We start from the raw sequence: 19,159 nt of genomic DNA, 5'->3' as shown, positions 1-19,159 counted from the left end.
AGACGGCACGTCACGCCGAAGCGCAATGCAGCCCACGCGGCTAGCCGCGCGACAAACCCCCGGCCAAACCGTCCAGGGGGATGGCGGTGACGCTCTTGACCTCCTCCATGACCGCATAGGTGTGGGTTTCGCGGACGCCACGCGCGGTGGACAGGAGTTCTCCCAGGAACAGCCGGTATTCGTTCATGTCGCGCACGCGGGCCTTGACCAGGTAGTCGAAGCCGCCGGCGACCATATGGCATTCCATGATCTGCGGCATGCGCAGGACGGTGGCCTTGAAGTCGTCGAAATTGTCCGGCGTCGTGCGGTCCAGCACCACCTCGACGAAGACGAGCATCCCCGCTTCCAGGCGGTGCGGGTCGAGCAGGGCGACATACCTCTCGATGATGCCGTCGCTCTGCAGCCGCTTCACCCGCTCAAGGCAGGCGGCCGGGCTGAGATTGATGCGCCGCGACAGCTCGACATTGCTCAGCCGGCCGTCCTCCTGCAACTCGCGCAGGATCTTGATGTCGGTCGAATCGAGGCTGCGGTCCATCCCACGCTCCGAACGGTCTTCGGCGAAGGCTTCCGCTGGCTGGGAAAGCGTCGGAAGCCTGAGGTCGAAACCATAGCAGGGTCGGCAAGCCGCCTTCCAGCGCGAAGCTTGTTTCGCCGGAGCCGGGACGGCGGGCGGATCACGAAGCCGCCGGCAGGGCGTCGCGGGCCGCCACGTCGTCGGCGTAACGGCGTGCCAGCACCGCACCGACCATCAACTGGATTTGGTGGAAGACCATCACCGGCAACAGAACAAGGCCCGCCGTGGCCGGAGCGAACAGGACCCCGGCCATCGGCACGCCGCTCACCAGCGACTTCTTCGAACCACAGAAGACGATGACGGTCTCGTCGGCACGCGAGAAGCCGAGGCGGCGGCTCAACAGCATGGTGCCGCCCAGGAAGACTGCGAGGATCACGCAGTCGACCAGCACAACCATCGCCAAGGCGGTCGGCGGCACCTGATGCCACAGGCCGTTCACCACCGCCTCGCTGAAGGCGATATAGACGACCAGCAGGATCGAACTGCGGTCGGTAAACTTCAGCATCGTCTTGTGCCGCGCCGCCCATGCGCCGACCCAGCGGCGCAGGAGCTGCCCAAGGACGAAGGGCAACAGCAGTTGCGCGGCAATCGTCTGCAGTGAATCGAGCGACAGGGCACCGCCCTGCACCTTGAGGAAGAGCGCCACCAGCAGCGGCGTCATCAGGATGCCGGCGATGTTCGACAGGGTGGAACTGCACACCGCCGCCGCAACGTTGCCCCGTGCCATCGAGGTGAAGGCGATCGAAGACTGGACCGTCGACGGAAGCAGGCAGAGGAACTGCACGCCGATGGAAAGCGCCGGCGGCAACAGGCTCTCCGGCAGCGTCTCCACCACGAGCCAGCCGATCAAGGGAAAGGCGGCAAAGGTCAACGAGAAGATCAGCAGGTGCAGTCGCCAATGGCCGAGGCCGGCCACCACCTCCTCCCGCGGCAGACGGGCTCCGTGCAGGAAGAACAGCAGGGCGATGGCCGCCTCCGCAAGCCAATGGACGGCTTCGGCAGCCCCTCCCCGTACCGGCAGCACGGTCGCCAAGCCCACCGTCGCCACCAGAGCAATGGTGAAACCGTCGAGGCTGGGGCGCGGTACGCGGATCATCTGCTCATCTCCCATCGAACGTCATGAACCGGATCTAACGCCGCAGCGCAGCGAATGGAAAGGGGCGGAGGCCTTGGAATACTGGATCCAGTATGCATGGCAGCATTGAAGCAACTGGCTTTTTCGGCTTGTTCCACGATGCGGCAGAGGCGCTTGCGCCGCTCGCAACGGCAAACAAAGGCTAATCCCTTGAATAAGAGTAGATTTCCAAAGCGCCCAATGTTGCCCTTGCCACCGCCGTCGCCATACGGTAACGTATGGTTCAAGAACGGATGATTTCCCAGGGGAGCGATACGCCCATGCTGTCCAATCAGTATCCGACGCTGAATTTCGACCTCGGCGAAGCGGCCGACATGCTGCGCGATTCGGTACGCAACTTCGCCGCCGCGGAGATCGCCCCCCGTGCCGCCGAGATCGACCGCTCCAACGAGTTCCCGAACGACCTGTGGCGCAAGATGGGCGATCTCGGCATCCTCGGCGTGACCGCGGAGGAGGAGTATGGCGGCGCCGGCATGGGCTATCTGGAGCATGTCGTGGCGATGGAGGAGGTCTCCCGCGCGTCGGCCTCGGTCGGATTGAGCTACGGCGCCCACTCCAACCTCTGCGTCAACCAGATCCGCAAGAACGGCACCGACGAGCAGAAGCGCCGCTACCTGCCCAAGCTGATCTCCGGCGAACATATCGGTGCCCTGGCGATGTCGGAGCCGAACGCCGGGTCCGACGTGGTGTCGATGAAGCTGCGGGCGGAGAAGAAGGGCGACCGTTATGTCCTGAACGGCACCAAGATGTGGATCACCAACGGTCCCGACGCCGACACGCTGGTGATCTACGCCAAGACCGACATCAACGCCGGCCCGCGCGGCATCACCGCCTTCCTGGTGGAGAAGGGCTTCAAGGGTTTCTCGGTGGCGCAGAAGCTGGACAAGCTCGGCATGCGCGGCTCCAACACCGGCGAGCTGGTGTTCGAGGACTGCGAGGTGCCGGAGGAGAACGTCCTGGGCGGCGTCGGCCGCGGCGTGAACGTCCTGATGTCGGGGCTGGACTATGAGCGCGCGGTGCTGTCCGGCGGCCCGCTCGGCATCATGCAGGCCTGCATGGACGTGGTGATCCCCTACCTGCACGACCGCAAGCAGTTCGGCCAGCCGATCGGCGAGTTCCAGTTGATGCAGGGCAAGCTGGCCGACATGTACACCATCATGAACGCCGCCAAGGCCTATGTGTACACCGTCGCCAAGGCCTGCGACCGCGGCGAGACCACCCGCAAGGACGCAGCGGCCGCCATCCTCTATTCCGCCGAAAAGGCGACCTGGATGGCATTGGAGGCCATTCAAACCCTGGGGGGCAACGGCTACATCAATGAATACCCGACCGGCCGCCTGCTGCGCGACGCCAAGCTCTACGAGATCGGCGCCGGCACCAGCGAAATCCGTCGCATGCTGATCGGGCGCGAGCTGTTCAAGGAAACGGCATAAGGCGTTTCGGCAAAGAATAGGGCATCGAGGAAGAGGGACCGACCACCATGACCGACAGCATCGTCATCGCCGCCGCCGTCCGCACGCCGATGGGCGGCTTCCAGGGCGACCTCATGGGCCTGACCGGCCCGCAACTGGGTGCCGTCGCCATCCAGGCGGTGCTGGAGCGCTCGGGCCTCGCCGCGGACACGGTGGACGAGGTGTTCATGGGCAACGTGCTGTCGGCCGGGCTGGGCCAGGCCCCGGCGCGCCAGGCGGCGCTGGGCGCCGGGCTGCCGAAGGGGGTGGGCTGCACCACCATCTCCAAGGTCTGCGGCTCGGGCATGCGGGCGGTGATGTTCGCCCATGACGTCATCAAGGCCGGCTCGGCCAAGGTGGTGGTGGCCGGCGGCATGGAGAGCATGTCGAACGCCCCCTACCTGCTGGACCGCGCCCGCGCCGGCTACCGCATGGGTCACGGCAAGGTGCTGGACCACATGTTCTTCGATGGTCTGGAGGATGCCTACGAGAAGGGCCGCCTGATGGGCACCTTCGCCGAGGAATGCGCCAGCAGCTACAGCTTCACCCGCGAGGCCCAGGACAATTACGCCATCGAGAGCCTGAACCGTGCCCGCAAGGCGGTGGAGGACGGCTCCTTCAAGGCGGAGATCGCGCCGGTGCTGGTCAAGGGCCGCAAGGGCGACACGCTGGTCGACACCGACGAGCAGCCGGGCAAGGGCGATCCCAAGAAGATCCCGACGCTGAAGCCCGCCTTCGCCAAGGACGGCACGGTGACGGCCGCCAATGCCTCGTCGATCTCCGACGGCGGTGCGGCGCTGATCGTCACCACCCGCAGCGAGGCGGATCGCCGCGGCCTGCGCGTGATCGCCGAGATCAAGGGCCACTCCAACCACGCCCAGCAGCCGGCGCTGTTCACCACCGCCCCGGTGGGCGCATTGCGGAAGCTGTTCGAGAAGGTGGGCTGGTCGGCCCGCGACGTCGACCTGTTCGAGATCAACGAGGCGTTCGCCGTGGTGACCATGGCGGCGATGCGCGATCTCGACCTGCCGCACGACAAGGTGAACGTCCATGGCGGCGCCTGCGCGCTCGGCCACCCCATCGGCGCCTCGGGTGCGCGGATCATCGTGACGCTGCTGGCAGCGCTGGAGAAGTACGACCTGAAGCGCGGCGTGGCCAGCCTGTGCATTGGTGGCGGCGAGGCGACGGCGATCGCGGTGGAGCGGGTGTAAGGGCAGGCAACTGCCCCCTCCCTAACCCTCCCCCGCTTCGCGGGAGAGGGGACTGCCGCCGCTTTGGCACATAAACCACGTCGACAAGCGTCCTACCCCCTCTCCCGCCGAAGGCGGGGGAGGGATGGGGAGGGGGCACAGCACGCCACCAACAAAAACCCATCGCCCGAGGAAACGCCCGATGCACCTGACCGAAGAACAGACCATGGTCCGCGACATGGCCCGCGCCTTCGCGCAGGACCGGCTCGCCCCGACCGCCGCCGAGCGCGACCGGACGGGCGCCTTCCCCAAGGCCGAGCTTGCCGAGATGGGCGAACTCGGCCTGATGGGCATGCTGGTGCCGGAGGAGTTCGGCGGCGCCGCCACCGACCATGTCGCCTACGCGCTCGCCATAGAGGAGGTCGCCGCCGGCGATGGGGCCGTCTCCACCATCATGAGCGTGCACAACTCGGTCGGCTGCATGCCGATCCTGAAGTTCGGCAGCGACACCCAGAAGGACCGCTTCCTCAAGCCGATGGCGCGCGGCGAGAGGCTGGGCGCCTTCTGCCTGACCGAGCCGCAGGCCGGGTCCGACGCCTCCGCGATCAAGACCCGCGCCCGGCGCGACGGCGATCACTGGGTGTTGAACGGCACCAAGCAGTTCATCACCTCGGGCTCGCAGGCCGACGTCGCCATCGTCTTTGCGGTGACCGACCCGGCCGCCGGCAAGAAGGGGCTCAGCGCCTTCATCGTGCCGACCGATACCCCCGGCTATCAGGTGGCGCGGACCGAGGAGAAGCTGGGCCAGCACTGCTCCGACACCTGCCAGATCGTCTTCGAGGACTGTCGGGTTCCCGCCGACCTGATGCTCGGGGCCGAAGGCGCCGGCTACAAGGTGGCGCTGGCGAACCTGGAGGGCGGGCGCATCGGCATCGCCTCACAGTCGGTCGGCATGGCGCGCGCGGCGCTCGACCACGCCATCCGCTACGCCCAGGAACGCCAGAGCATGGGCGTGCCGATCATCCAGCATCAGGCCATCGCCTTCCGCCTCGCCGACATGGCGACCCGGGTGGAGGCGGCGCGCCAGATGGTGCTGCATGCCGCGAGCCTGCGCGATGCCGGGGTGCCCTGCATGAAGGAAGCCGCGATGGCGAAGCTGTTCGCCTCGGAGATCGCGGAGAAGGTCTGCTCCGACGCCATCCAGATCCATGGCGGATACGGCTACCTCAACGATTTCCCGGTCGAACGCATCTACCGCGACGTCCGGGTCTGCCAGATCTACGAGGGCACCAGCGACATCCAGCGGCTGGTCATCAGCCGCGCCCTTGTCCAATAACCCCCAAGTCCAACAATCAAGACCGCCAAACCGGGAGGAAGACGGCATGACCGTCCTGAAGAGCGCCCTGAACGCGCGCTCCGCCGAGTTCCAGGCCAACGCCGACGCCATGCAGGCGCTGGTCGACGATCTGCGCCGGAAGGTTGCCGCCATCCAGCAGGGTGGCGGGGCCAAGGCACGCGAAAAGCACCTCGCCCGCGGCAAGCTGCTGCCGCGCGAACGCATCCGCCAGCTTCTCGACGTCGGCTCGCCCTTCCTTGAGCTGTCGCAGTTGGCCGCCGACGGCGTCTATGCCGACGACATCCCGTCGGCCGGCATCATCGCCGGCATCGGCAGCGTCGCCGGGCAGGAATGCATGATCGTCGCCAACGACGCGACGGTGAAGGGCGGCACCTACTACCCGCTGACGGTCAAGAAGCACCTGCGCGCGCAGGAGATCGCCCAGCAGAACAACCTGCCCTGCATCTATCTGGTCGACAGCGGCGGCGCCAACTTGCCGAACCAGGATGAGGTCTTCCCCGACCGCGACCATTTCGGCCGCATCTTCTACAACCAGGCCAACATGTCGGCCGAGGGCATCCCGCAGATCGCCGTGGTGATGGGAAGCTGCACCGCCGGCGGCGCTTATGTCCCGGCGATGTCGGACGAGGCGATCATCGTCCGCAACCAGGGCACCATCTTCCTCGGCGGCCCGCCGCTGGTGAAGGCGGCGACCGGCGAGGTGGTGTCGGCCGAGGATCTCGGCGGCGCCGACGTCCATTCCCGCACCTCCGGCGTCACCGACCATTACGCGATGAACGACGCCCATGCCCTGGCGATGGCCCGCCGCGTGGTGTCGAACCTGAACCGCGCCAAGCACATCGACCTCGACCTGCGCGAGCCGGAGGAACCCGCCTTCGATCCGCGCGAGCTCTACGGCGTCATCCCCAGCGACGCCCGCAAGCCCTTCGACGTGCGCGAGGTGATCGCGCGGGTGGTCGACGGCTCGCGCTTCGACGAGTTCAAGCCGCTCTACGGCACGACGCTGGTTACGGGCTTCGCCCACATCTTCGGCTATCCCGTCGGCATCATCGCCAACAACGGCATCCTGTTCAGCGAATCCGCGCTGAAGGGCGCCCATTTCGTCGAGCTGTGCTGCCAGCGCCGCATCCCGCTTGTGTTCCTGCAGAACATCACCGGCTTCATGGTGGGGCGCAAATACGAGGCCGGCGGCATCGCCAAGGACGGCGCCAAGCTGGTCACCGCGGTCGCCTGTGCCAAGGTGCCGAAATTCACCGTCATCATCGGCGGCAGCTACGGCGCCGGCAATTACGGCATGTGCGGCCGCGCCTACTCCCCGCGCTTCCTGTGGATGTGGCCGAACGCCCGCATCTCGGTCATGGGCGGCGAGCAGGCGGCCGGCGTGCTGGCCCAGGTCAAGCGGGACGCCATGGAAGCCCAGGGCAAGCCCTGGTCGGCCGAGGACGACGAGGCGCTGAAGGCGCCGATCCGCGCCCAGTTCGAGCGCGAGAGCCACGCCTATTACGCCAGCGCCCGGCTGTGGGACGACGGCATCATCGACCCGGCCGACACCCGGATGGTGCTGGGCCTCGGCCTGTCGGCCTCGCTGAACGCGCCGGTGCCGAAGACGCCCTTCGGCGTCTTCCGGATGTGAGGGGGCGGCCATGAGCGACATCTTGATCGACATCGCCGACACCGGCATCGCCACCGTCACCATGAACCGCGGCGACGTCCACAACGCCTTCAACGAGCAGGTCATCGCCGACCTCACCGCGGCCTTCAGCCGGGTGGGCGAGGATCCGGCGGTGCGCGTCGTCCTGCTGCGCGGGGTGGGCAGGAGCTTCTCGGCCGGGGCGGACCTGTCCTGGATGAAGAAGATGGCCGGCTACTCCCACGAGGAGAATCTGGCCGACGCCATGGGCCTCGCCACCATGCTGCGCACGCTGGACGAATGCCCGAAGCCCACGATCGCCGTGGTGCAGGGTCCGGCCTTCGGCGGCGGCGTGGGCCTCGTGTCGGCCTGCGACATCGCCATCGGTGTCGAGACCGCGACCTTCGCCCTGTCGGAGGTGCGGCTGGGCATCATCCCCGCCGCGATCAGCCCCTATGTCATCGCCGCCATCGGCGAGCGCGCCTGCCGCCGCTATTTCCTGACCGGCGAGCGCTTCAGCGCAGCGGAGGCCCACCGCATCGGCCTGCTGCATGAGCTGACGACCGCCGACGGGCTGGAGGAGACGGTGGCGAAGACGGTCAGGAGCCTGATGGACAGCGCCCCGACGGCGGTCAGCGCCGCCAAGGAGCTGATCCGCGCCGTCGCCCGTCGGCCGCTGACCGACGACGTGGTGCGCGACACGGCGGAGCGCATCGCCCGCCAGCGCGCCAGCGCCGAAGGCAAGGAGGGCGTCGGCGCCTTCCTCGACAAACGCACCCCGTCCTGGCGGAGCTGATCCACATGTTCGACAAGATCCTGATCGCCAACCGCGGCGAAATCGCCTGCCGGGTCATCCGCACCGCCCGCCGTCTGGGCATCAAGACCGTCGCCGTCCATTCGGAGGCCGACGCCAAGGCGATGCATGTACAGATGGCCGACGAGGCCGTCTGCATCGGCCCGGCCCCGGTCGGCGAAAGCTATCTGCGCGGCGACGTCATCCTCGACGTGGCGAAGCGCACGGGGGCCCAAGCCATCCATCCCGGCTATGGCTTCCTGTCGGAGAATGCCGGCTTCGCGGCGGCATGTGCTGCGGCCGGTGTCGTCTTCATCGGTCCGCCGATCGAGGCGATCCGCGTCATGGGCTCCAAGGCGGAATCCAAGCGGCTGATGGCGAACGCCGACGTGCCGCTGGTGCCGGGCTATCACGGCACCGACCAGGACTTCGCCACCCTGTCGGGGGAGGCCGAACGCATCGGCTATCCGGTGCTGGTCAAGGCGTCGGCCGGCGGCGGCGGCAAGGGCATGCGCGTGGTGCGCGCCGCCAACGAGCTGGCCGACGCGGTGGCCGGCGCCCAGCGCGAGGCCAAGGCCGCCTTCGGCGAGGACAGTCTGCTGCTGGAGAAATATCTCGGCCGGCCACGCCATGTCGAAATCCAGGTCTTCTGCGACACCCACGGCAACGGCGTCTATCTGTTCGAGCGCGACTGTTCGGTGCAGCGTCGCCACCAGAAGGTGATCGAGGAGGCGCCGGCCCCCAACCTGCCCGACGATCTCCGCCGCCGCATGGGCGAGGCCGCGGTGGCCGCCGCCAAGGCAGTGAACTATGTCGGCGCCGGCACCGTCGAGTTCCTCTATGAGGATGGCGGCTTCTACTTCATCGAGATGAACACCCGTTTGCAGGTCGAGCATCCGGTGACCGAGAAGATCACCGGCCTCGACCTCGTCGAGTGGCAGCTTCGGGTTGCCTCCGGAGCGGAGTTGCCGCTGCGCCAGGAGCAGTTGACCCGTCGGGGCCATGCTTTCGAGGCGCGGCTCTACGCCGAGGATCCGCAGCGCGATTTCCTGCCCGCCATCGGCAGGCTGGTCCGCCTGCGCCCGCCGGCCGAGAACGACCATGTCCGCGTCGATACCGGCGTCCGCGAAGGCGATTCCGTTACTATGTTCTACGACCCGATGATCGCCAAGCTGATCGTCTGGGACGAGGACCGCGATTCTGCGCTGCGCCGCCTGCGCGTGGCGCTGGCCGAATACGAGGTGGTCGGCGTCACCACCAACGTCGCCTTCCTCGGCGCGATCGCCGGCCATCCGGCCTTCAAGGCGGTGGAGATCGATACCGGCTTCATCGAGCGCCACCGTGCCGACCTGCTGCCGCCGCCGGCCCCGGTGGCCGACAGGGCGCTGGCCGCCGCCGCCCTGTCGGTGCTGCTGACGCGCCGGGAGGAGGCCCAAGCCGCCCTGCGTGCCCGCTCCGACCGCCATTCGCCCTGGCTGCTCGCCAATGGCTGGCGGCTGAACGAGGAGAACCATTACGACCTGCGCCTGATGGACGGCGACACCGCCCGCGAGGTGACTCTGCATTTCCGGGCCGACGGCTATGAAGTCGCGGTGGATGGCGGCAAGCCGATGCCGGTGATCGGGGTCAGCCTCGCCGACGGGTTGCTGACCGCGACGCTGGACGGCATGCGCACCCGCGCCACCGTGGTGCAGCAGGGGCTGGACCTCACCGTCCTGATCGACGGCGCCGTGTCGCGCCTGACGCTGGACGACCCCAGCGCCCGCGCGGCGGAGCAGGAGGGCGGCTCCGGCCGCCTGACCGCGCCGATGCCGGGCACCGTGGTCCGCGTGCTGGTCGAGCCGGGCCAGAGCGTCGAGGCCGGCGCGCCGCTGATGCTTCTGGAGGCCATGAAGATGGAGCACACCATCAAGGCCCCGGCCGCCGGCACCGTCAGCGCGGTGAACTTCGCCGCCGGGGACCAGGTGTCCGAAGGCGTCGACCTGCTGGTTCTCGACATCGCGGAGTCCTGATGATGCAACTGCCGAAATTCGTCCGCATGGTGGAGGTCGGTCCGCGCGACGGCCTCCAGAACGAAAAGTCGATGGTGCCGACCGCGGTGAAGGTGGAGCTGGTGAACCGCCTGTCCGACGCCGGGCTCACCGTGGTCGAGGCAGCCAGCTTCGTCTCGCCCAAATGGGTGCCGCAGATGGGCGACAGCGCCGAGGTGCTGGCCGGCATCGCCCGCAAGCCCGGCGTGCGCTATGCCGCCCTCACTCCCAACCTGAAGGGTCTGGAGGGCGCGCTGGCGGCCAAGGCCGACGAGGTGGCGGTGTTCGGCGCCGCTTCCGAAAGCTTCAGCCGGAAGAACATCAACTGCTCGATCGCCGAGAGCCTGGACCGCTTCGCCCCCGTCATGGAGCAGGCCAAGGCGGCGGGGGTGCCGGTGCGCGGCTACGTCTCCTGCGTGCTCGGCTGCCCCTATGAGGGGGAGATCGCGCCGCAGGCGGTCGCTGACGTGGCGGAGCGGCTCTACGCCATGGGCTGCTACGAGATCTCGCTCGGCGATACCATCGGCACCGGCACGCCGACCAAGGCGCAGTTGATGATCGCCGCAGTGGCGGAGCGGGTGCCGGTCGACAAGATCGCCGTCCATTTCCACGACACCTACGGGCAGGCGCTGGCCAACATCCTGGCGGCGCTGCAGATGGGCGTGGCGGTGGTCGACAGCTCGGTCGCCGGGCTCGGCGGCTGCCCCTATGCCAAGGGGGCCAGCGGCAACGTCGCCAGCGAGGACGTGCTGTACATGCTGAACGGCCTCGGCATCGAGACCGGGGTCGACCTCGACCGGCTGGTCGCCGCCGGCGCCTTCATCAGCGAGGCGATCGGCCGGCCGACCGCCTCGAAGGTGGCCCGCGCCCGCGGCTGCGCCTGAGGCGTGGGGTTTTACGACATGGGGTTGGCCGGGCGCGGCGGCGGGGCTTCGGGCAGCGGGATGAACTCGCCGTCGTCGAGGTCCGGCAGCTTCATCCGGCCGGCCCGCCAGTCGGCCTTGGCCTGCTCGATGCGCTCCTTGGACGAGGAGACGAAGTTCCAGTCGATGAAGCGCTGGCCGAGCGGCTCGCCGCCGACCGCCATGACGATGCTGGGCTCCAGCGCGGTCACGACCGCAGGCTCACCGGGCGTGAAGACCGCCATCCGGCCGGCCTCCAGGGTCCGGCCCTCGACCTCGACCGAGCCGGTTACGACATAGGCCGCGCGCTCCCAGCCGTCGGCCGGCAGCTCGGCGCGGGCGCCGGCCCCGAGATCCCAGTGGATGTAGAACAGCGGCGAATGGGTCTTCACGCCGGCCCTGGCGCCGAACGCCTCCCCCGCCACCAGCCGGCCGCGGACGGCAGCGCCGGCCGGACCGTCCTCGAAAAGCGGCAGGTCGCCGGTGCCGTAATGGGCGAAGGCGGGGTCGGTCTCCTCGTCGGCCGTGGGCAGCGCCACCCAGGCCTGGATGCCGTGCATCCGGTCGCCCTGCAGCCGCGCCCGCTCGAAGCGTTCGGAGTGGGTGATGCCGCGGCCGGCGGTCATCCAGTTCACCTCGCCCGGACGGATCGCCTGCTCCGACCCGACGCTGTCGCGGTGCATGATTTCGCCCTCGAACAGGTAGGTGACGGTCGACAGGCCGATGTGGGGGTGGGGGCGGACGTCGACGTCGCGCGGCAGCCCGGGCCGGAGGTCGACCGGCCCCATATGGTCGAAGAAGACGAAGGGGCCGACCATCCGGCGCTGCACGTAGGGCAGCACCCGCCCGACCTCGAAGCCGCCGAGGCTCTTGCGGCGCTGCTCGATGACCAGTTCCAGCATGGCTCCCCTCCCCTTCATCCCTGCGGGTTGCGCGCGACGGTCTGGATGACCTCGAAGCCCTCGAACTCCGGATGGCCGACATAGAGCGGCTTGCGCGAGCCGGCGTTGCCATGGGCGTTGCGGAAGGCCTCCGACCGCGTCCAGCCGAGGAAGGCGGCCTCAGACTCCCAGACGGTGTGGGAGGAGTAGAGCCGGTGGTCGTCACGATCCGGCCCACGCAGCATGTGGAACTCGACGAAGCCCGGCACGCCGTGCAGATGGACCTCGCGGTTCAGCCAGATCTCCTCGAACTCGGCCTCGGCGCCGTGGCGGACCTTGAAGCGGTTCATCGCGATGTACATCGGCTGTCCTTCCTCGCGCGGTCGTTGGAAACGGCAGGAGCAGGATAGGCGCGCGGCCCGGCGGCGGCAACGACGCGGCAGGCCGCCATCGCCGCCGGGGCCGGGGCCGGGACCGCCGCCGGGCCGGCCTTCACTTGGCCGCCTGCTGCATCACCGGATTTCCGTCATGCCAGACATACATGACATAGGCCGGCTTGGTGACGTCGCCCTTCTTGTCGAACTCGATGGGGCCGACCACCGTGTCGTAGGAACCCGAATGCAGCGTCTTGGCCAGCTTCGGCCCGTCGACGGACCCCGACTTCTGCAGCCCTTCGGCGATCACCTGGACGGCGGCATAGCTGTAGAAGGCGAAGTTGCCCGGCTCGGGCAGGCCGGCCTTCCTGAAGGAGGCGATCAGCTCCTGCGCCTTGGGATCGCTGGCGGCCGACGGGCTGTCGGTGTAGAGCGTGCCCTCGCCAGCCGGGCCGGTGATCGACCAGTATTCCTGGTTGTTCAGGCCGTCGCCGGCGATGAACTGCGGCTTCAGCCCCTGTTCCTGGGCCTGGCGCACCATCAGCCCCAGTTCGGGGTGGTAGCCGCCGTAATAGACGGCGTCGATCGCCTTGTCCTTCAGGCTGGTCACCAGCGCCGAGAAGTCGCGCTCGCCGGCGGTCACCGAGCCGCGGTAGGCGACCTTGACGCCCGCCTTCTCCAGCGTTTTGGCGACGACGTCGGCCAGCCCCTTGCCATAGGCCTGCTTGTCGTCGAGAACGGCGATGTTCTTGCCCTTGAAGGTCTTGGCCAGATAGTCGCCGGCAACCACGCCCTGCTGGTCGTCGCGGCCGCAGACGCGGAAGATGGTCGGGAAGCCCTTGGAGGTGAGCAGCGGGTTGGTGGCGGTCGGGCTGACCATCACCACGCCCTCCTCCTGGTAGACCTCGGCCGCCGGGATCGAGGCGCCGGAGCAGAGATGCCCGACCACCGCCGCCACCCCCTCACGCACGAACTGGTTGGCGACCGCCACCGCCTGGCGCGGGTCGCAGGCGTCGTCGCCGACCTTCAGCACCAGCTTCTGCCCCAGCACGCCGCCCTTGGCGTTGATGTCCGCCACCGCCTGCTTGGCGCCATAGACCGACTGCTCGCCCAGCGCGGCCACCGGGCCGGTGGTCGCCGTGCCGAGGCCGATGACGATATCCGCCTGCGCCGCGCCGAGTCCGGCGAGCAGCGCGACCACGCTGACGATGGGGAGCGCGCACAGGCGCTTGCTGCTGGAACGCATGATATTTCTCCGAACCTGTCACTTTCCGTTGCGACCTTTCCAAGCGGCCGCAATCCGCGACTGTTTCTGACCGAACCGGCGTCGTTTTGAAAGCGCGATCATGGAGAAGGCCGTCCCGCCGGTGGGTGTCCCGATGTCGCATGGCCGGCGAGGCGGGCACCGGTGCGGGCGGCGAATGGAGCATTTGAAACAGCATGGAACATTTTCCGGCGGCTGTTCCACTGTTTCACCGATGGGTTCACCTGTGGGGCGGCAGTGGGTGTGGCGGCCGGCATCGGCAAAACCTCCGGGCATGATGCATCACTAAGTTTATAGTCCTATCCCGATGCCAGCGGAAGCCGTGGCGGATAAATGCCAGGATAACGGGATCAGGGTGTGGCCGTCTGCCAGCCCTCTCCCGCTCCGGGAAGGGCGGTCACTTCTGCCCGGTCAAGGCCGGCCATGCGGCCATCGCGGAGCGCGCGACACCCAGCAGGGTGTCGTGGGTGGCGCCGTCGCGGGCCTGCAGGGACATACCTTGCTGAACGGTCAGGTAAAAGGTGGCGACCGCGCGGGAATCGACGCCCGGCGGCAGGTCGCCGTCGGCCACCCCACGGTCCAGGCGACGGGCCAGCGCCTCCAGGTTATCGCGCCGGCGGTCGCACAGGTCGCGGCTGACCGGGTCATCCGGCCCTTCCCCTGCATCACTGACCACCCCGCCGCTGGGGACGGCGCCCAGCACGACGAGGCAGCCGGTCGGCTTGCCCGGTCGCGCCGCGAACTCCGCCGTCTGCGTGAGGATCCAGTCGACCGCGTCCCGCGCGGTGGGACAGGCGTCGAGTGCCTTCCACGCCCCCAGCCCCTCGGTCTCGCGGTAGAGCTCGACCGCCTCGCGGAACAGCCGCTCCTTGCAGCCGAAGGCGGCATAGAGGCTGGGCGAGTTGATGCCCATCGCCGCGGTCAGGTCGGCCAGCGAGGTCCCGGCATAGCCCTTGGCCCAGAACAGTTCCATCGCCTGGCGCAGGGCGGCATCGCGGTCGAACGAACGGGGACGGCCCCGGCTGGGCATGGCGGCTCCTTTTCTGTACCGATCGACAAATAAATGACTTGACCGGCGGATTCAAGTCGATCAGCCTTTTTGTATCGAATGACACAGAAAGGAATGCGGTCATGTCCCGACTGGACGGCAAGGTGGCGTTGGTGACCGGCGGCAGCCGCGGGATCGGCGCCGCCATCGCGCGGCGGCTGGCGGCCGAGGGCGCCGACGTCGCCCTGACCTACGTCGCGAACCCGGAGCGGGCGGAGGCGGTGGCGGAGGCGATTCGCCAGGACAGTCGCCAGGAGGGCCGCCAGGAGGGCCGCCGCCACGGCGGCGAGGGACGGCGCGCCATCGCCATCGCGGCGGACAACGGCGATCCCGCCGCGGTGCGCGCGGCGGTGGAGCGGACGGTGGAGGCGCTGGGCCGCCTCGACATCCTCGTCAACAATGCCGGCGTCTTCCTCGCCAAGCCCTTCACCGAGCTGACGCTGGAGGAGTACGAGCAGACGATGGCGGTCAACGTGCGGGCGGTCTTCGCCGCCTCGCAGGCCGCCGCCGCGCATCTGGGCGAAGGCGGGCGGATCATCTCGCTGGGCAGCGGCCTCGCCTTGCGGGTGCCGGGACCCGGCCTGGCGCTCTATGCCGCCAGCAAGGCGGCGCTGGTCGGGCTGACCAAGGGCATGGCGCGCGACCTCGGGCAGCGCGGCATCACCGTCAACGTCGTGCATCCCGGCCCGACCGACACCGACATGAACCCGGCGGTCGGCGACAAGGCGGATGCGGCGCGCACCATGCTGGCAATCCCGCGCTATGGCGCCCCGGAGAACATCGCCGGGATGGTCGCCTATCTGGCCAGCGAGGAAGGGCGCTTCGTCACCGGCGCGTCGCTGGCGGTGGATGGCGGGTTCAGCGCGTGAAGGGCGGGACCGTCCAGCTCTCCCGGACGGTAACCGCGGCGCCGGCGTCGGCACGCCTGCCTCCTCCCCGCTCCTCCTCCGCCTGTTGCACGACCTGATGCACACGACATTGTCCCCACCTATCCTCCCCGCTAGGCGGGGGAGGATAGGTGGGAGAAGGGTTGGGGCGGGGGCAGTCGCGGGGTCGCCGGCAAGTCACGGTGAAGATCAAGGTTAGCATGCGTATGTTGCTCTGACGGATGGCTGCCCTTCCTCATAGGACGGCGGCATTCTGCTGCATTTGGTTGCAATGGTTTGATTTCCGCTTTCCGCGACGGCCGCTTGGAGCGATGATTTGCCCCGCTGATCTGCCGGGGTCCCGCTTCCGTTTCGTTACTTCGATCAGGACGATGGCGCTCACCCGGCGATACGGCATCGTTTGGGAGGAGTACGCATGTCGCGCATCGTCAACCATGTTCCATGGCTGATCGTCGCCGTGCTGGGAGCGGTTTCGCTCGGCACGGTGGCGCTGGCCAGAGGCGAGACCATCAACGCCCTGTGGGTGGTCGTGGCCGCCGTCTGCACCTACCTGATCTCTTACCGCTACTACAGCCTGTTCATCGCCAACCGCGTCATGCGGCTGGACCCGAACCGGCCGACGCCGGCCGCCCGCCACAATGACGGGCTGGACTATGTGCCGACCAACCAGTACGTGCTGTTCGGGCACCATTTCGCCGCCATCGCCGGCGCCGGCCCGCTGGTCGGCCCGGTGCTGGCGGCCCAGATGGGCTACCTGCCGGGCATGCTGTGGATCCTGGCCGGCGTCGTGATCGCCGGGGCGGTGCAGGATTTCATGGTCCTGTTCATCTCGATGCGCCGCGACGGCCGGTCGCTGGGCGAGTTGATCAAGTCGGAGCTGGGGGAGATCCCCGGCGTGATCGCGCTGTTCGGCACCTTCATGATCATGGTGATCATCCTGGCGGTGCTGGCGCTGGTGGTGGTGAAGGCGCTCACCAACAGCCCGTGGGGCTTCTTCACGGTCGCCGCCACCGTCCCGATCGCGCTGTTCATGGGCGTCTACATGCGCTTCATCCGCCCCGGGCGGATCGGCGAGATCTCGGTCATCGGGTTCGTCCTGCTGATCGGCTCGATCCTGATGGGCGGCCAGGTCGCCCAGAGCGAGACGCTGGCGCCGCTGTTCACCCTGACCGGCATCCAGATCACCTGGATCCTGATCGGCTACGGCTTCGTCGCATCGGTGCTGCCGGTGTGGCTGCTGCTGGCGCCGCGCGACTATCTCTCGACCTTCCTGAAGGTCGGCACCATCGTGGTGCTGGCGCTGTGCATCCTGCTGGTGGCGCCGCCGCTGAAGATGCCGAGCGTCACCCGCTTCATCGACGGCACAGGGCCGGTGTGGTCGGGCAGCCTGTTCCCGTTCCTGTTCATCACCATCGCCTGCGGCGCGGTGTCGGGATTCCATGCCCTGATCTCGTCGGGCACCACGCCGAAGATGGTGGAGAACGAGGTCCAGGCCCGCTTCATCGGCTATGGCGGCATGCTGACCGAATCCTTCGTCGCCATCATGGCGCTGGTCGCCGCCTCCTGTATCGAGCCCGGCGTCTATTTCGCGATGAACAGCCCGCCGGCGGTGCTGGGCACCACGGCCGAGGCCGCCGCCCAGGTGATCAACAACTGGGGCTTCGTCATCACGCCCGAGATGATCCACCAGATGGCGACAGACGTCGGCGAGGTGAGCATCCTGTCGCGGGCCGGCGGCGCCCCGACGCTGGCGGTCGGCATGGCGCACATCTTCTCCGAGCTGTTCGGCGGCAAGGCGATGATGGCGTTCTGGTACCATTTCGCCATCCTGTTCGAGGCGCTGTTCATCCTGACCGCCGTCGATGCGGGCACCCGCGCCGGCCGCTTCATGCTGCAGGACCTGCTGGGCGTCTTCTTCAAGCCACTGCAGCAGACGGCGTCGTGGGCCGGCAACCTGATCGCCACCGCGCTGTGCGTCGCCGCCTGGGGCTACATCCTGTACCAGGGCGTGGTCGATCCGCTGGGCGGCATCAACACCTTCTGGCCGCTGTTCGGCATCTCCAACCAGATGCTGGCGGGCATCGCGCTGATCCTGGCCACGGTGGTGCTGTTCAAGATGAAGCGCGAGCGCTACGCCTGGGTGACCATGGTGCCAGCGGTGTGGCTGCTGATCTGCACCCTGACGGCCGGCGTCCAGAAGGTGTTCCACGCCAACCCGACGGTCGGATTCCTCGCCCATGCCGAACGGTTCAGCGCCGCCGCCGCGGAAGGCAAGCTGCTGGCGCCGGCGACGTCGATGGAGCAGATGCGCCAGGTGATCTTCAACGACTACCTCGACGCGGCGCTGGCGTCGCTGTTCGTGCTGGTGGTGCTGGCGGTGCTGTTCTTCGGCATCCGCTCCTGCCTGCTGGCGCTGCGCAGCGACCGGCCGACGGCACGCGAGATCCCGGCGAGCGGCGTCACCGCCGGGGCCGGGGATTGACCACGACCATGGCCCCGTGCCGCGCCGGGGCCACACCGATGCCACTCGTCCGGGAGGCCGCCGCATGGGCAACATGAGCAGCATGAGAAGCAACCTCAGCCGGTTCCGCGGCTTGTTCGAGCAGACCGCAAAGCTGATGGTCGGGGTGCCCGATTACGACACCTATGTCGCCCACATGCAGGACCGGCACCCGGACAAGCCGGTGATGAGCTACAGCGAGTTCCTCGACAACCGGATGGGCGCCCGCTACGGCGCGGGCAAGGCCGGCTGCTGCTGAGAACCGGGCCGGGGGCGAAGGCATGATGCCGGCGGTCCCATGCCTCGGGCCGGGGCTCCGACCGGCCGCACGGCCGGCGAGCGGGCTGGGCGATGGAGCCTGCATGTGGAGCCGGTCGCGGTGCGGGACATCGTGCGGGACATCGGCTTTCCCGCCCGGAACGCAAAGAGACGCCTGGGCGGATCACGCCCAAGCGTCCCCAAAGCGCCATGATGCGCCATGCGCCGGAAGGGCCGTCCCGCGGGGCGGCCCTTGTCGCGTCTAGGAGGCCGTTACACCAAGTCCTTGAGGGCATTCGCTGCGCCGCCGAGGGCGCCGCCGACCACGGCACCGACGGCTTCGCCGCCCAGCGGATCGATCAGGGTGCCGATCTCGGCGCCGAGTTCCGCGCCATCCTCGGCGCCTTCGGCGGCATCGGTACCAACTTCAGCGACCTTCACGACAGTTTCCGGATCAACCGACATGACCTGCCCCCTGGTTTGTTTGCGACCAAAACATGATGGCTTCGGCAACTTATTGGCGTCAATCTGTATTGATGACTCAAATATCGACAGGAAAATTAATCTCCATCAACCATAATGGCATTCCTTCAAGCACAATCGCCTGCCCGCCGCGCTGTTGGACGCTGCTGTAGTGCCGCTCGCCGGCCGGGGCAGCGCTGCCTGCACGGCAGGCGGCCATCGGATGAGGCTGTTGCTGTGGGTCAAGCGAACAGGACGCGCGGCTTTCCTGCAGGATATCGGCCTCTTCCTCCGAGGCGGCCGGATGATGGGACGACCCTGTGCGGGGAGCAGGCACAAGGCGGCGGCCTTGCGTCATCTCCCCCTTGTTTCGATTGCGAAACTCGCGTCCAAATAGCAGCCGCCCGCAGGATCGCGGTGCGA

General features: G+C 68.1%; 17 protein-coding genes. 10 read left to right on the top strand and 7 right to left on the bottom strand.

Annotation, left to right across the window (positions count from 1 at the left end):
* Positions 1–40: 40 nt before the first annotated feature.
* A complete protein-coding gene (locus J2850_RS16415; protein ID WP_209983538.1) occupies positions 41–535 on the bottom strand; it encodes an Lrp/AsnC ligand binding domain-containing protein in 495 nt (164 codons plus the stop codon).
* A gap of 139 nt (positions 536–674) precedes the next feature.
* Positions 675–1,670, bottom strand: a complete 996-nt coding sequence (locus J2850_RS16410) for a bile acid:sodium symporter family protein (RefSeq protein ID WP_209983537.1) — start codon at positions 1,668–1,670, stop codon at positions 675–677.
* A 299-nt stretch (positions 1,671–1,969) separates the two neighbouring features.
* Between J2850_RS16410 and J2850_RS16405 the strand changes: the two genes are divergently transcribed.
* The 7 genes from J2850_RS16405 to J2850_RS16375 all read left to right on the top strand — a co-directional run bounded on the left by J2850_RS16405 (position 1,970) and on the right by J2850_RS16375 (position 11,044).
* Positions 1,970–3,142: an isovaleryl-CoA dehydrogenase gene (locus tag J2850_RS16405; protein ID WP_209983535.1), complete on the top strand. Its 1,173-nt coding sequence runs from the start codon at positions 1,970–1,972 to the stop codon at positions 3,140–3,142.
* Between the two features lie 47 nt (positions 3,143–3,189).
* Positions 3,190–4,371, top strand: a complete 1,182-nt coding sequence (locus J2850_RS16400; RefSeq protein WP_209983533.1) for an acetyl-CoA C-acyltransferase — start codon at positions 3,190–3,192, stop codon at positions 4,369–4,371.
* Between the two features lie 181 nt (positions 4,372–4,552).
* On the top strand, positions 4,553–5,686 hold the full coding sequence (locus J2850_RS16395) for an acyl-CoA dehydrogenase (protein ID WP_209983532.1): 1,134 nt from the start codon (positions 4,553–4,555) through the stop codon (positions 5,684–5,686).
* A gap of 46 nt (positions 5,687–5,732) precedes the next feature.
* On the top strand, positions 5,733–7,340 hold the full coding sequence (locus J2850_RS16390) for a carboxyl transferase domain-containing protein (RefSeq protein WP_209983530.1): 1,608 nt from the start codon (positions 5,733–5,735) through the stop codon (positions 7,338–7,340).
* A gap of 10 nt (positions 7,341–7,350) precedes the next feature.
* Positions 7,351–8,133: an enoyl-CoA hydratase/isomerase family protein gene (locus tag J2850_RS16385; protein ID WP_209983528.1), complete on the top strand. Its 783-nt coding sequence runs from the start codon at positions 7,351–7,353 to the stop codon at positions 8,131–8,133.
* A 5-nt stretch (positions 8,134–8,138) separates the two neighbouring features.
* Complete coding sequence (locus tag J2850_RS16380) at positions 8,139–10,142, top strand: acetyl/propionyl/methylcrotonyl-CoA carboxylase subunit alpha (protein ID WP_209983526.1); 2,004 nt, start codon at positions 8,139–8,141, stop codon at positions 10,140–10,142.
* 2 nt (positions 10,143–10,144) lie between these two features.
* Positions 10,145–11,044 carry a hydroxymethylglutaryl-CoA lyase gene (locus tag J2850_RS16375; protein WP_209983654.1) on the top strand — a complete coding sequence of 300 codons (900 nt, stop codon included), beginning with the start codon at positions 10,145–10,147 and terminating at the stop codon, positions 11,042–11,044.
* An 11-nt stretch (positions 11,045–11,055) separates the two neighbouring features.
* Here J2850_RS16375 and J2850_RS16370 read toward each other — a convergent pair whose 3' ends face one another.
* The 4 genes from J2850_RS16370 to J2850_RS16355 form a co-directional block, all read right to left on the bottom strand.
* On the bottom strand, positions 11,056–11,964 hold the full coding sequence (locus J2850_RS16370; protein WP_209983524.1) for a pirin family protein: 909 nt from the start codon (positions 11,962–11,964) through the stop codon (positions 11,056–11,058).
* A gap of 14 nt (positions 11,965–11,978) precedes the next feature.
* Entirely contained in the window at positions 11,979–12,305 is a 327-nt protein-coding gene (hmuQ, locus tag J2850_RS16365; RefSeq protein WP_209983522.1) for a heme-degrading protein HmuQ, read from the bottom strand.
* A 130-nt stretch (positions 12,306–12,435) separates the two neighbouring features.
* Entirely contained in the window at positions 12,436–13,563 is a 1,128-nt protein-coding gene (locus tag J2850_RS16360) for a branched-chain amino acid ABC transporter substrate-binding protein (RefSeq protein WP_209983519.1), read from the bottom strand.
* 415 nt (positions 13,564–13,978) lie between these two features.
* Positions 13,979–14,611, bottom strand: coding sequence for a TetR/AcrR family transcriptional regulator (locus J2850_RS16355; protein ID WP_209983517.1), 633 nt, complete (start codon positions 14,609–14,611; stop codon positions 13,979–13,981).
* A gap of 101 nt (positions 14,612–14,712) precedes the next feature.
* Here J2850_RS16355 and J2850_RS16350 point away from each other — a divergent pair, with 101 nt between their 5' ends.
* From J2850_RS16350 to J2850_RS16340, 3 genes are all read left to right on the top strand, one after another.
* Positions 14,713–15,498 (top strand): SDR family NAD(P)-dependent oxidoreductase, encoded by a 786-nt coding sequence (locus tag J2850_RS16350; RefSeq protein ID WP_209983515.1) that lies wholly within the window; start codon positions 14,713–14,715, stop codon positions 15,496–15,498.
* Between the two features lie 433 nt (positions 15,499–15,931).
* On the top strand, positions 15,932–17,998 hold the full coding sequence (locus J2850_RS16345) for a carbon starvation CstA family protein (protein WP_209983513.1): 2,067 nt from the start codon (positions 15,932–15,934) through the stop codon (positions 17,996–17,998).
* A gap of 73 nt (positions 17,999–18,071) precedes the next feature.
* Positions 18,072–18,275, top strand: coding sequence for a YbdD/YjiX family protein (locus J2850_RS16340; protein ID WP_209983511.1), 204 nt, complete (start codon positions 18,072–18,074; stop codon positions 18,273–18,275).
* A gap of 272 nt (positions 18,276–18,547) precedes the next feature.
* On the opposite strand, the gene J2850_RS16335 is transcribed toward J2850_RS16340, so the two are convergent.
* Positions 18,548–18,739: a hypothetical protein gene (locus tag J2850_RS16335; RefSeq protein ID WP_209983509.1), complete on the bottom strand. Its 192-nt coding sequence runs from the start codon at positions 18,737–18,739 to the stop codon at positions 18,548–18,550.
* Positions 18,740–19,159 lie beyond the last annotated feature (420 nt).

Source organism: Azospirillum picis, assembly GCF_017876115.1.
In the GTDB taxonomy this organism is placed as follows: domain Bacteria; phylum Pseudomonadota; class Alphaproteobacteria; order Azospirillales; family Azospirillaceae; genus Azospirillum; species Azospirillum picis.
This window is presented reverse-complemented; position numbering and strand designations above follow the sequence as displayed.